Annotated in this window: 10 protein-coding genes and 2 pseudogenes; 5 read left to right on the top strand and 7 right to left on the bottom strand. The window is 71.5% G+C overall.

Annotation, left to right across the window (positions count from 1 at the left end; translation table 11 throughout):
• Window positions 1–230 (top strand): annotated as a pseudogene (locus tag ACZ4VK_RS19830) (ABC transporter); the annotation flags it as partial.
• Window positions 227–1,018, top strand: a complete 792-nt coding sequence (locus ACZ4VK_RS19825; RefSeq protein WP_468353658.1) for an ABC transporter permease — start codon at window positions 227–229, stop codon at window positions 1,016–1,018. The pseudogene ACZ4VK_RS19830 and the gene ACZ4VK_RS19825, both read left to right, overlap by 4 nt.
• Window positions 1,019–1,318: 300 nt before the next feature.
• Here ACZ4VK_RS19825 and ACZ4VK_RS19820 read toward each other — a convergent pair whose 3' ends face one another.
• Window positions 1,319–1,813: a carboxymuconolactone decarboxylase family protein gene (locus ACZ4VK_RS19820; protein ID WP_468353657.1), complete on the bottom strand. Its 495-nt coding sequence runs from the start codon at window positions 1,811–1,813 to the stop codon at window positions 1,319–1,321.
• A 311-nt stretch (window positions 1,814–2,124) separates the two neighbouring features.
• On the opposite strand from ACZ4VK_RS19820, the gene ACZ4VK_RS19815 reads away from it, so the two are divergent.
• Both ACZ4VK_RS19815 and ACZ4VK_RS19810 read left to right on the top strand, forming a co-directional pair.
• Window positions 2,125–3,717 (top strand): hypothetical protein, encoded by a 1,593-nt coding sequence (locus ACZ4VK_RS19815; protein ID WP_468353656.1) that lies wholly within the window; start codon window positions 2,125–2,127, stop codon window positions 3,715–3,717.
• 319 nt (window positions 3,718–4,036) lie between these two features.
• A pseudogene (locus ACZ4VK_RS19810) lies at window positions 4,037–5,613 on the top strand (carbohydrate-binding protein).
• A 60-nt stretch (window positions 5,614–5,673) separates the two neighbouring features.
• Here the strand turns inward: ACZ4VK_RS19810 and ACZ4VK_RS19805 are convergent.
• A complete protein-coding gene (locus ACZ4VK_RS19805) occupies window positions 5,674–6,108 on the bottom strand; it encodes a DUF4345 domain-containing protein (protein ID WP_468353655.1) in 435 nt (144 codons plus the stop codon).
• 76 nt (window positions 6,109–6,184) lie between these two features.
• Between ACZ4VK_RS19805 and ACZ4VK_RS19800 the strand changes: the two genes are divergently transcribed.
• Window positions 6,185–6,793, top strand: coding sequence for a TetR/AcrR family transcriptional regulator (locus tag ACZ4VK_RS19800; RefSeq protein WP_468353654.1), 609 nt, complete (start codon window positions 6,185–6,187; stop codon window positions 6,791–6,793).
• Window positions 6,794–6,862: 69 nt separating this feature from the next.
• Here ACZ4VK_RS19800 and ACZ4VK_RS19795 read toward each other — a convergent pair whose 3' ends face one another.
• The 5 genes from ACZ4VK_RS19795 to ACZ4VK_RS19775 form a co-directional block, all read right to left on the bottom strand.
• Entirely contained in the window at window positions 6,863–7,630 is a 768-nt protein-coding gene (locus ACZ4VK_RS19795) for an SDR family NAD(P)-dependent oxidoreductase (RefSeq protein WP_468353673.1), read from the bottom strand.
• Between the two features lie 118 nt (window positions 7,631–7,748).
• Window positions 7,749–9,770, bottom strand: coding sequence for a SpoIIE family protein phosphatase (locus ACZ4VK_RS19790; RefSeq protein WP_468353653.1), 2,022 nt, complete (start codon window positions 9,768–9,770; stop codon window positions 7,749–7,751).
• Between the two features lie 16 nt (window positions 9,771–9,786).
• Entirely contained in the window at window positions 9,787–11,379 is a 1,593-nt protein-coding gene (locus tag ACZ4VK_RS19785; RefSeq protein ID WP_468353652.1) for an oleate hydratase, read from the bottom strand.
• Window positions 11,380–11,691: 312 nt separating this feature from the next.
• Window positions 11,692–12,267, bottom strand: coding sequence for a DUF3291 domain-containing protein (locus tag ACZ4VK_RS19780; RefSeq protein WP_468353651.1), 576 nt, complete (start codon window positions 12,265–12,267; stop codon window positions 11,692–11,694).
• Between the two features lie 32 nt (window positions 12,268–12,299).
• A complete protein-coding gene (locus ACZ4VK_RS19775) occupies window positions 12,300–12,986 on the bottom strand; it encodes a helix-turn-helix transcriptional regulator (RefSeq protein WP_468353650.1) in 687 nt (228 codons plus the stop codon).
• Window positions 12,987–13,074 lie beyond the last annotated feature (88 nt).

Genomic DNA, 13,074 nt, shown 5'->3' with positions numbered 1-13,074 from the left:
ACCGCACCGCCACCACCGCACTCACCGGCACCACCCGCGACGACGACGCACTCACCCTGCAGATCCCCAGCGACGGCACCCAGCGCCAACTCCGCACCCTCCTCGACCGGCTGGACACCGCAGGCATCGAGGCCGACGAACTCACCGTCCACACCCCCGACCTCGACGACGTCTTCTTCGCCCTCACCGCCGGCGACGTCCCCCACCCGTCCAAGGAGTCCGTCCGATGAGCACCCTGTCCCTCGCCGTCCGCGACTCGGCGACGATGCTGCGCCGCAACCTCCTGCACGCCCGGCGCTACCCCTCCCTCACCCTGAACCTGCTGCTCACGCCGATCATGATGCTCCTGCTCTTCGTCTACATCTTCGGCGACGTGATGAGCGCGGGCATCGGCGGCGGCGGCGCGGACCGCTCCGACTACATCGCCTACCTCGTCCCGGGCCTGCTGATGATGACCATCGGCTCCACCGCCATCGGCACGGCCGTCTCCGTCTCCATGGACATGAGCGAAGGCCTCATCGCCCGGTTCCGCACCATGGCGATCCACCGAGGATCCGTCCTCATCGGCCATGTCGTCGGCAGCGTGCTGCAGGTGCTCGCCAGTCTGATCCTCGTCGGCGCCGTCGGCGTGGCCATCGGCTTCCGGTCCACGGACGCCACCGCCCTCGAATGGTTCGCCGCCCTCGGTCTCGTCACCCTCTTCGCCCTGGCGCTCACCTGGATCGCCGTAGGCATGGGCATGATCAGCCCCAACGCGGAGGCCGCCAGCAACAACGCCCTGCCACTGATCTTCCTGCCGCTCATCTCCAGCACCTTCGTCCCGGTCTCCCAGATGCCCGGCTGGTTCCAGCCGATCGCCGAGTACCAGCCCTTCACCCCCGCCATCGAGACCCTGCGCGGACTGCTCCTCGGCACCGAGATCGGCCACAACGGCTGGCTCGCCCTCGCCTGGTGCCTCGCCCTCACCGCACTCGGCTACCTCTGGTCCACGTCCGTCTACAACCGCGACCCCAAGTGACACACCTGCCCCGAACGCACGAGGGCGGCGCACCCCGACACACGTCGGAGTACGCCGCCCTCTCCGCCGTTCCCGCCGGAACCGCGGGTACGGGGCAGGGCGATCCGCGATCACTCCTCGGCGGTCGATCCCTGCAGGGCGCCGGACCCAGCCACGACGACATCGCCACGATCCCGTCCAGCGCCTCACGGGTCGGCCCGCACGCACCTTCCGTGCGCTTCTCGCGAGGGAGACGCGATGCGGTGGCTGATGCCCGGCCGGCCGCTGCGCTTGCCCTGGCGGGCTGTCAGCGGGCTTCCGTCAGTCCCACTGCTCGTCCGAGAGGGAGGTGACCGGCTGCGGCTTGCCGATGACGGCGAGGGCGATGAAGAAGTTGATCTGGCCGATCGCGATGGTGAGAGTGGCCAGCGCCTTGTCGTCGTAGTGCTTCGCGACCTCCGCGTACAGCTCGTCGGTGACGCGCTCCCTTCCGTGCGGGGCCGGCTGGAGGGTCGCCTCCACCAGGGCGAGCGCGGCGCGCTCCGCGTCGGTGAAGTAGGGAGCGTCCTGCCAGGAGGAGACGGCCGTGATGCGCTCCTCGGTCTCGCCGGCCTTGCGCAGGAACGCGGTGTTCAGGATGGTCAGGTACGTGTTGCCGACGATCTGCCCGGCGCGGAGGTGGACCAGGTTCATCGTCGTGCGCGGCACCGAGCGGTTGCCGGTGGCCCGGAAGAGGGCAGCGCTGACGTCGCTCAGCTCGGGGACGAACTGGCCGGGGTCGGGCATCCGGGAGATCGAGGGGTTCGGGTTCGTCATGGCTGCTCTCCTTCGTGTCGCCGCCGTGGTCGGCGTCTTCACAGCACTGACGGACCCGCTCGGGACGATGTGACAGCGATCCAGGAACTTTCTTCCGGGGCCGGGTACCGGATCGCGTGCCGACCTTCACCTCCCCCTCACGGTTCTCCGTCCGGACCCACCCAATGAGCATCCGATATGCCCCCTTCATCCCTAACTGTGTGCTGACTGCCTGCCGTTGCGGGCGCGACGGCCGCGTTTGCTTTTGACTCGAGCGTTCTGGAACCCTCCGTTCGACTTATCTGACACATCGACAACGGAGGCATCCACACATGCCCACACGGCGCATACGTCGCGCTTGGCTCACGGCAGCCGCCGCGGCCTCGCTCGCGGTCACCGGCCTCGCGGCGCCGGCCCAGGCGGAGGACGTTCCGGGCGCTCCGGAGACCTGGGTCCAGGAACCGCTCACGGCCGAGGGCACCGCCTCGCCGTTCACGACCCAGGCCTGGACCGCGCCCGGCGGCGCGGCCTCGCCCGGCGACTTCACGATGTCGCCCGGCGCGCTGAACGGCGAGACCACCACACGGGTCGCCCGCCTCGACGCGGTGCTGCCCAAGTCGGGCGTGCAGAACCTTCTGGCCGGGGCGAACCGCACCGCCGAGCCGTGGTGCTCCCGCGACTCGTTCGGCACCGCTCCGAACCCCGACATCAAGTACTGCCTGCAGAACGACGACTCCGTCTCGCGCGAGTGGGTCCCCCAGGGCATCACCGGCGTCTCCGACGCCAAGGACAACGAGCTGTGGGGTGACGCCGGGAACATCCAGCTGTTCGCCTCGTACGACGGCTGGGACCCGGGCCGCGAGACCGACCCGAACCCGGCGACCGGCGACTGCACCACGGCCGAGCTGGAGGCGAACGACGCCTGCAACCAGAAGGGCGTCCGGATCACCTTCGTCCAGAGCCGGACGAACCCGGCCACCGGCAGCCCCGAGGTCAAGTACCGGCACGTCCTGCTCGGCTGGACGTACATCAACTCGGCCGACCACGTCTCCTTCGACGGGCTGCACGCCGCCGAGTACCCGATCCAGAAGGGCGTCCACGCCGGCGGGATCGTCTGGTACGGCAACTACCTCTACGTCGCGGACACCCGCAACGGCCTCCGCGTCTTCGACATGCGCTACATCATGGACCTGGACCCGGACGGCGACCCCACCACGCACGACGTCATGGGGACCGACACCGACGGTGTGAAGACCACCTCCAACGTCGAGGTCAAGACGAAGGTCGGCCGGCACGACAACGTCTGGTACAGCTTCGGCTACCGCTATGTGATGCCGCAGGTCGCCGCGTGGAAGTTCAAGGCGACGCAGAGCAACCCCAAGGGTTCGTACGCCTGTGTCTCCACCGGCGCCCCGAAGGCCTCCTACATCTCGCTCGACCGCAGCACCACCCCCGACCGTCTGCTCATGGGTGAGTACTGCCGGCCGGAGAGCGGCTACCCGTCCACCGGCCGCATCGCCTCGTACCCGGTCGCGGCCCTGGAGGGACGCTCCGCCGACGTGACCGCGGAGGGCTGGGCCAACTACCTGCCCCTGGCCAACGGCGGCGCCCAGGGTGCGGCGGCGCACAACGGCACGCTGTACGTGAACGAGTCGAAGGGCACGGACGAGCCGGGCAACCTCTGGCGCTACAGCTGGAGCAACGGCCAGCTGGTCCAGAACGGGCAGGCCGTCAAGACCGCCCGCGGACCCGAGGACCTCTACGTGGAGCGCGGCACCGGCCGGCTGTGGTCGCTCTCCGAGCACCGCCCGGGGTCGGCGGCCGACTGCACGGCGAACCGGGACGCCGCCGATCCGGTGGGCACGGACTACTGCCAGCGGGTGCTCTACGGGCACAAGCTGAGCTGGCTCGACGGCCAGCCGTAGCGGAGCGGGCCGCCCTCGCCGGCCGCGTCGAACCCCGACGTGACCGGCGGGGCGGTCCCCGGAGAGGACAGCCCGGTCGGCCGGGGCGCCTCCGTCCGACATCGCGGCTCCCCGCCGATGACGAGGCACGGCCCGGCCACCCGGAGGGCGGACACGGGCCCGGGTCGGCAGCCCCTCAACAACCCCTCCTGTTCACTCATCTGAACAACAGTCACGTGCATAACCATTGACGCGTCCATGAGGGCACCCCTAGCGTCCCGGGAAAGCGCTTTCTCGTCCAGTCCCGGAACGCCGCCCATCCCCCTCCTGGAGACCCCAGATGCATCTGCGATCCGTCACAGCCTGCGTCAGCCTGCTGGCGGGCACGCTCGCCGTCCTGTCCGTGAACCCGGCGCACGCAGCGTCCACGCTGTACGAGGCCGAGAGCTCCCCCGCCGTGTGCAGCGGCACCATCGACTCCGACTGGTCCGGTTACTCCGGCAGCGGCTTCTGCAACGGCACCAACTCCACCGGCGGATACGCCCAGTTCACGGTGAACGCCTCCGCCGCGGGAACGGCCACGCTCGCCGTCCGTTTCGCCAACGGAAGCACGGCCGCGCGGCCCGCGAGCCTGGTCGTCAACGGATCCGCCGTGCAGACGCCGTCGTTCGAGACCACGGGCGCCTGGACCACCTGGACCGTCAAGACCCTGACCGTGACCCTGAAGGCCGGCAGCAACACCGTCCGGCTCACCCCCACCGCCGCCGCCGGGCTTCCCAACGTCGACTCCCTGAACGTCACGACGGCCGACACCCCGCCGCCGGCGAGCAGCGCGCTGTACGTCGCGCCCAACGGCACGGACGGCGCGTCCGGAACGCAGTCCGATCCCACGACGCTCACCTCGGCGATCGGCCGCGTATCCGCCGGCGGGACGATCTACCTCCGCGGCGGCACCTACCGTCACTCCACGACGATCACGGTCCCGCCCGGCAACAACGGCACGTCCAGCGCCCGCAAGACGCTGTCCGCCTACCCCGGCGAGACCCCGGTGCTGAACTTCTCGGCCATGACGGAGGATCCGGCCAACCGCGGCCTCGCGCTCAACGGTTCGTACTGGCGCGTCAACGGCATCGTCGTCGAGCGCGCCGGCGACAACGGCATCTACGTCGGCGGCAGCAACAACGTCATCGAGCGCACGGTCACCCGCTTCAACCGCGACACCGGCCTCCAGCTCGGGCGCATGGCCTCCACCACGCCGCGCGACCAGTGGCCGTCCAACAACCTGATCCTCAGCGCGGAGTCGCACGACAACGCCGACTCCGACGGGGAGGACGCCGACGGCTTCGCCGCGAAGCTCACCGTCGGCGGCGGGAACGTCTTCCGCTACGCCGTGGCCCACCACAACATCGACGACGGCTGGGACCTGTACACCAAGACGGACACCGGCCCCATCGGAACCGTCACCATCGAGGACTCCCTCGCGTACGACAACGGAACCCTCAGCGACGGGTCCCAGGCCGGGGCGGGCGACCGCAACGGCTTCAAGCTCGGCGGCGAGGACATCCCCGTCAACCACGTGGTCCGGCGCACGATCGCCTTCCACAACGGCAAGCACGGGTTCACGTACAACAGCAACCCGGGCTCGATGGCGATCTCGAACAACGTCAGCGTCGACAACGCCCAGCGCAACTTCTCGTTCGACGCGGGGACTTCGGTCTTCCGCGGCAACACCTCCTGCCGCGCCGGCAGCGGGACGAACGACCCGACCGGACCATCGGCGACGTGGACGCCACGAACCAGTTCTGGTCCGGCTCGAACGGCTCCCGCTGCTCCTCGTACGCCGGGGCCCTGAGCTGGTCCTTCGCCTCGGACGGCCGCCTCGTCACGGCCTTCGGCGGCCGTACGGTCACCTGGTGAGCCCCCGGAGGTGAACCGCCGCCGTCGGCCTCGGCGCTCCTGCCGGGGCCGACGGTGACGTCACGGGCGCGCCGACGGTGACGCGGGTGCCGGGTGGGGTGTCGTCGACCCCGCCAGGACCGCCTTCTCGTCGGCGTCCGCCAGCCAGAAGTACAGCGGCGGCATCACCAGTTCGACGACGGTGAGCGCCACCTGGAACCAGTGCGGCCATCCGTGCACGGCGAACGAGAGCAGCCGCCCGACGGCTCCGAGGAGGAACACTCCGGCCAGCCACCGAACCGCCCACGCCGGGATCGGTGACTGCCGGGCCGCCCAGAGCCACGCGAGCCCGTACCCCGCGAAGATCGCGCCGAAGAACCGCTGCAGACTGTCGACCGTCGCACCGGCCGAAGCCGCGCCCGGCACCGAGTCGTTGCCGAGGGCCACATGAAGCAGCCCGATCGCCACACATGCGACGCCCATCACCCGTACGAGCCACCGGAGAAGTCTGGCCATGGTCCGATCCACCCCCGTTAGTAGACACGCATCTACTAGAGGGCACTGGTAGACGTCTGTCAAGTAACCTGCGTCCGTGCCTCCCCGCCAGAGACTCAGCCCCGCCGAGCGCCGCTCCCGGCTCCTCGCCGTCGGCGCGCGGCTCTTCGCCGCCCGCCCGTACGACGACGTGCTCATGGAGGAAGTCGCCGAGGAGGCCGGCGTCTCCCGCGCGCTGCTGTACCGGCACTTCCCCGGCAAGCGCGACCTCTTCGCCGCCGTCTACCGGCAGGCGTCCGACCGGCTCCTCGAACAGGTGCCGTTCGACCCGGCCGGCGACTTCCTGGAACAGCTCGCCGACGGTCTCGACGTACACCTCGACTACTTCATCGCCAACCGCAACGCCGTCCTGGCGGCGAACCGGGTACTCGCCGGGGACCCGGTGATCCAGACCGTCATGACGGACGAGCTCGACGTCCTGCGCGCCCGGCTCCTCGACGTCCTCCCGCTCGCCGACGACCGCACCCGGGCCGCCGTGTCGAGCGTCCTGAAGAGCTGGCTGGTTTTCGTCCAGGTGTTCTGTGTCGACTGGCTCACGGCGGAGACGTGCACCCGCACGGAACTGCGCGACTCCTGCGTCGGCGCCCTGCTCGGGGCCCTCCGCCCGCTCCTCGCCACGGACCCCGCGCCGGCCTGGCGCCGGTAAGGGCGGCTCTCGTCGCGACGGAGTTCGGCCGGCTCGTCGGCGTGTTGACCGCCCGTCGACCGGCCGCTGTCAACTGCGCAGATGCGAGGCGCCGTTGAGGTCGAGGATGGTGCCGGAGGTCCATTCGGCGGCGGGTGAGGCCAGCCAGAGGACCGCCGCCGCGATCTCGGCGGGCTCGGCCACGCGGCCGAAGGGGCTCTGGGCGCGGATCGCGGCTCCCTCGGGCCCTTCCAGGCGGGGCGACACCCGTTCCGTGGCGAAGAAGCCGGGCGCGACCGAGGCGACGGCGATCCCGTAGGGGGCGAGGGAGACCGCGAGCGACTGGCCGAGCGCGTGGACGGCGGCCTTGGTGGCGCCGTACGCCGGGTGGTCCGGTTCGCCGCGGAAGGCGCCCCGGGAGCCGATGTTGACGATCCGGCCGCCCGCGCCCTGGTCGATCATCCGGCGGGCCGCGAGGTGGCTCAGGTTCGCGGTGGCGAGCAGGTTCACGGACACGTGCCGCTGCCAGACCTCCACCCACTCCTCGTACGGCGTCTCGGCGAGGGGGTGGCGGAGGTTCACCGCCGCGTTGTTGACCAGGACGTCGATCCCGCCGAGCGCCTCGGCCGCCGCGTCGGCCACGGCCTTGGCGCCCGCCGGGTCCGCGAGGTCGCCCCCGACCAGGGTGTGGCCCGCGCCGTCGAGGGAGTCCAGGGTCGCGCGGGCCTCCTCGGCGCGTGAGGCGAAGTGGACGGCGACCCGGTCGCCGTTGGCCGCGAACGCCTGGGCGACGGCCCGGCCGAGACCACGGGACGCACCACTGACAAGGACGCGGCGGCCTGTCGCGGGCAGCTTCATGGGGATGTCGTCGGACGGCGTGGGGGCTTCGGTTCTCACCCGGGCATTCTCTCCCGGCCGGGAACGCGCCCACCGGCGGGTGTACGGCCGGAGGCCCTGGACGTCGCGGGAGACCACGTCAGGCGTCGGCGGGAGGTTCCGGTTCCGTCTCCGCCGCCAGCTCCGCCCAGACCGTCTTGCCCTCGTCGGTGTAGCGGACGCCCCAGTTCTCCGCGAGGGTGGCGCAGATGAGCAGGCCGCGGCCGCCCTCGTCGACGGCCTTGGCGTGGCGGAGGTGGGGGGCGGCCTGGCCGGCGTCGCTGACCTCGCAGATCAGCGTGGTGGCGGAGTCCCGGATGAGCCGCAGGGTGATCGGCGCGGCACCGTAACGGACGGCGTTGGTGACGAGTTCGCTGGCGAGGAGCGTCACCGTGAACGGGTCGGCGGGGTGGTCCCACCCCCGGAGGCACTCCTCGACGTACGTCCGCGCGGTGCCGACGGCCGCGAAGTCGAAGGGGACGGTCCACTCGGCGAGTTCGGTCGGCGGCAGATGGCGGGTCCGCGCGAGGAGCAGGACGCGGTCGGCGGCGAGGAGCCCCTCCACGGAGTCCGCCATCGCCTCCACGTCACGGTCCGGGTGTCCGAGGGCGGCGAGGAGGTCCTCCGTACGGAGGTCGCCGTCTCCTGACGTGGCGGGAGAGGCCATGCAGAGGGTGCTGCCCTCGGGCAGGCGGTGCTCCGCGCAGGCGAAGGGCGGACCCTCGGCGCCGAGCAGGGGGCCTTCGTCGACGGGGGCGGTGTCGATGGAACCGTCGGGGCGGACGACGGCGAAGAGCGAGGTGCCGGCGCGGGCGATGTCGAGCCGTCCGCCGACGGGGTCGTGGACGGCGACGGTGCAGCTCGCCGTCGGGCGGTCGTCCTCGGAGGCGTGGGTGTGCTCGGCGGCGAGGCGGAGCGTGGTGTCGTGGAGGCGGGCGAGGAGTTCGTGCGGGTCGAGGTCGAGCGTGGTGAGGCTGTGGACGGCGGTCCGAAGCCGGCTCATGGTGGCGACGGCGCTGAGTCCCGCGTGCTCGACCTGGCCGACGACGAGAGCCACCCGGGCCCCCGGAAGCGGGACGACGTCGAACCAGGCGCCGGCGCCGCTGCCGCCGGGCCGGTGCCGCTGGGCCACGTCGACGGCCCCCTGTGTGGCCTCCTCCTGGCGCAGGGGCCAGCTCTGCAGCGCGGTCATGATGACGTGCTCGCGGGTGAACCGCAGGGCGTTCTCCAGGCAGGTCGCCGTACGGTCCGCGAGGGCTTCGACGAGCTGGACGTCGTCCGCGCCGTACGGTTCGGCGTCGGCCGCGCGCTGGAAGGCGACGACCCCGAAGATCTGCCCCCGTACCGTCAGCGGGGCGACCAGCCGCGTGTTCTCGCTTCCGCCGTCGCCCTCGCCCGCGAGCAGTGCGGCCCCGGAGGGCAGCGCTTCGCCGAAGATCCCGGGGAGCAGGGTGGCGCCCGCGGCCGGGATCCGCGGGCCCTCGGCGGTACGGCCCGCGGCGGCGCAGCGCAGCAGGGGGGCGGGGGTCTGGGAGCGCAGTCCGGGCTCCCTTCCTCTCAGTACGGTGTCGGTGAGGGCGACGACGACGGAGTCGGCGAACCGTGGCAGCGTCACGTCGACGAGCTCCTGCGCGGTGCGCTCCACGTCGAGGCTGGAGCCGATGCGTTCGTGGGCGTCCTGCAGCAGCTTCAGCCGGTTCCGGGTGCGTTCGCGTGCGGTGACGTCCGTGCTGGTGATGACCACGCCGAGGACGCGTCCTGTGGCGTCCTGCAGGCGGTACGCGGAGGCGGAGAATACGTGCTCGGTCCGGGGGTCGACGAGGGGCCGGCCCGTGACGAGCCGGTCGAGCGCCGGGCGGCCCGTGGCGAGGACGCCGCGCAGCAGGTCCTCGTCGACGCTCACCCCGGCGAGGGCGTAGGCCTCCACCGCGGGCAGACCGACGAGCCGCTCCGCCGGAATGCCGCGGATGCCGACGGCGACGGTGTTGACCCGGACGACGCGGAGGTCCGTGTCCAGGACGTGGAGGCCGATGTCGGACTGGGTGAACACCGCGTCGAGGACGGCCTCGCCCCAGGGGCCGGGGGCGTCGGGCTCCCGGGGCGCTGCGGCTTCCGTGTTCACGCTCGCCACCCCCGCATCAGGCGAAGGCGGTTCTCAGCGCGGACCAGGCGACCTTCGGATCGGAGAGGCCGTGGTACATCGGCGGGATCTCCTTGTCGACGCCGAAGTGGTGGTAGACGGCCAGCATGGCCGAGCGGACGGAGTACTCGACGGTGAAGACGACGCCTTCCGGGATCTCGACGAACTGTCCGAGGAAGGCGAAGTTCTGCGCGCCGTCCGGGATCACGAGCGGGCGGTCGGTGACCACGCGCCGCTGGAACTGGGCGTCGATGTAGGGCATCTGGACGGTCGTGACCCGGGTGGTCTCCCGTACCTCGTCGGCGATGTCGTCGAAGCCGAGGTGACCGAGGAGCTCGTCGAGGATCTCGGCGCCGGTGCAGTCGTCCATCTTCTTGGGTACGTGGTCGCCGGGGACGTCGCCGAAGAGCGCGTACCCCCAGAGCGTGTACGTGTCCTCCCGCTGCTCGCGGAAGTGGGGCTGGGCCGGCACCACGACCGAAAGGAGCCAGCGGGAGTCCTTCCACGTCATCAGGGCGCCCTCGCCGGGGACGTTGCCGGTGTACTCCTGGATGCGGTCGAGGAGGGTGCGGCCGGTCATGGTGAGGGTGAAGGACTCCCACTTGGTCTCGTCGATGTTGCCGCAGAAGACACTGGGGCGGCCGAAGTCGGGGGCGTTCTTGGCGACGGACTCCCAGAGCCGCCAGGAGCCGTCCCGTTTGTCGCGGATCAGTTCCGGGACGGTGGTGCTGTCGCCGTACGCGGTGTCGGCGGTCATCGAGCCGATGGTCAGGAACGCGTAGTCGTCCTCCCCCAGTTCGATCGTCCCGTCCTCTGCGCCGTCCCGTTCCAGATGGAGCCGCGAGATCCGCCGGGCGGCGGGCCCCGAGAAGTCGACGTCGGCGACGGTCACGCCGAAGTCGGTGCGTACCCCCTGGGCGGTGAGCCACTCCTGGAGCGGGCGGATCACGGAGTCGTACTGGTTGTACGTACTGCGCCGTACTCCCGACAGGGTGTGGAGGCGGTCGAATTCCTGCACGAACGCGAGGAAGTACCGTTTCAGCTCGATCGCCGAGTGCCAGGTCTGGAAGGCGAACGTGGTCCGCCACATGCACCAGAAGTGGGTGGTGAAGAAGTGCGGCTGGAAGAAGTCGTCGATGCGCCGGGCCCCGATCACCCGCTCGGGCAGGGCGAGCAGTCGGGTCATGTCGGCGCGGTCGCGGGTGTCGAGACCGAGGTGGGAGGCGTCGGCGATGGTGCGGTCGGCGTTGATGACGCGGGCCTTGGCATGGGTGGGGTGCTCGATGTTGAAGGCGCGCATCTCCTGCCGTACGGAGACCGCCGGGTCGTCCAGGGTGGGGATCGTCTCCAGGAGGTTCCACAGGCAGACGTAGTGCTCGTCCTCGAACATCCGGCCGCCCCGGGTGACGTATCCGCCCTCACGCGTCGGTGCCGGGGCGCCGTCCATCGATCCGCCCGCGATCGGCAGCTGCTCCAGGATGCGTACGTTCTTCCCCGGGACGCCCGCGTCGCGCACGAGGAACGCGGCGGCGGCGAGGGAGCCGATGCCTCCGCCCACCAGGTAGACCTTCGAGTGCTTCGATGCCGGCACGGGAGACCTCCGGTGGGGGTTGGGGACGCGGCGCGGGCGGTCGGGAAGACGCCACGGCGGCCCCGACCCCCCAGCCCTACGAGCTTCACCCGGATCGACGGCGCGCGCGAACGGAGCGCCGGACCGTGCCGGGGCGGGGGTGGGGCCGCCTCGCCGCCGTCGAGGGAGCGGTGGCGCGGCCCGTCACCGGGTGGTCGGCGCTCGCCCCGCCGTGCGGCACGTACGCCATATGGGCCGACGGGCCGGGGAAGGGTGCGGGTCGCCCCGGTCCCGTTCCCGCCGGTCGCACCCCGCTGGACCGGGCGTCCCCGCCTACGACACGGACGCGTCCCCGGCCGGTACCGACACGTCCCCGGCCGGCGTCGCCCGCGTCCTGCCGGACGACTGCTCAGGTCGCGCCGTGAGCGCGGCCTCTGAGTACTGGGCCGCCTCGGCCGCGGAGTAGGAGGAGGCGAAGGTGAAGGCGCGCGGTGACGGGCCGTGCGTCCGCAGCTCGGCCAGCCGGTCGAGGGCCTCGTCGACGGTCGGGAGGTGGCCGGCGGGCACCCACCACAGCACGAGGTGCGCCTCGACGTGCCGTTCGAACCATTCGCGGCGCCGCCGCATGACCTCCAGATGGCCGCTGCGGTACGCGAAGTCCCACAGCGCTTCCTGCGTCTCCCACACCGACAGGTTGACGATGACGTCCTCACCGGCCGGGCGAAGCCCGGTGGCGTCGGCCTCCCCCTCCTCCACCAGCCGCCACACGAAGCCGGGCGCGGCGTCGGCGGCGGCGTTGACCGGATCGAGCAGCTCGACGAAGGGCGCCACGCGCGGGTCGTCGAAGGGGTGGAGGAGTGTGGCGACGTTGAGTTGGGCGAGCTGGGCGGAGTGCGCGGCTGCGGTCATGACCTCATCCCAGCACGGCGCCCATTTCTATGTCAATGATCGTTGTTTTTAGAGGCTTCGACCACCACGCAGCACTCCCCCGGCCGGGCGTCCATGCGAGCGCGGACAGGACCGTCGGCACCGAGCAGCCCCTCCAGGAGGGCGAGATTCATGCCGCAGACCAGCGGCGGGAAGCGCTCGGCGACGGCATGGAAGGGGCAGTTGCGCATACGGAGGACGACGGGGGTGTCCGCTTCTCCGGGCACTCCCTCGCCGCCTTCCAGGTGCGGTTCGTAGCCCCGGGCGGCGAGCACTTCCATGGCCTCTTCGAGGCCGCCGCAGGGCGCCGCCGAGCCGCGCAGGGCCTCGCCCCGGCGGCGCGCGGCGACACAGAGCCCGGCGTCGAGCCCGGCCTGCTCGGCGGACTCCGCGAGGAGTTCGGCGGCGGTGCGGTAGTCGCGGGCCGGCAGCGACACCGACCGCTCGGCGCGCGAGCGCGTGTACACCTTGGCGGGGCGGCCCGCTCCGGGCCCCGACCGTCCGGTCAAGCGGCGGCTACCGCTCTCCAGGAGCCCCGCCTCGACGAGTCTGTCCAGGTGGTGCGCGGCGAGCGTGCGCGCCACCCCGGCCGCCTCGGCGGCCTCGTTGCGCCCGACCTCACGGCCCTGGGCCACCACGTACTCGTACAGTCGGCGTCGTACCGGATCCTGCAGTGCAGCGATCGCTTCGATGTCCTCCACCTGGCCATTCTAGGAACAACACAGGTTGGATATAGAAGGACGGGCCCCTCCCCGGCTGCCGCACGGGCGCTTCCGCCGCATCGCCGCA

The organism is Streptomyces sp. NPDC028711, from assembly GCF_055565415.1.
Note: the sequence above shows the minus strand (reverse complement) of the source record. Positions and strands in the feature narration are given on the sequence as shown.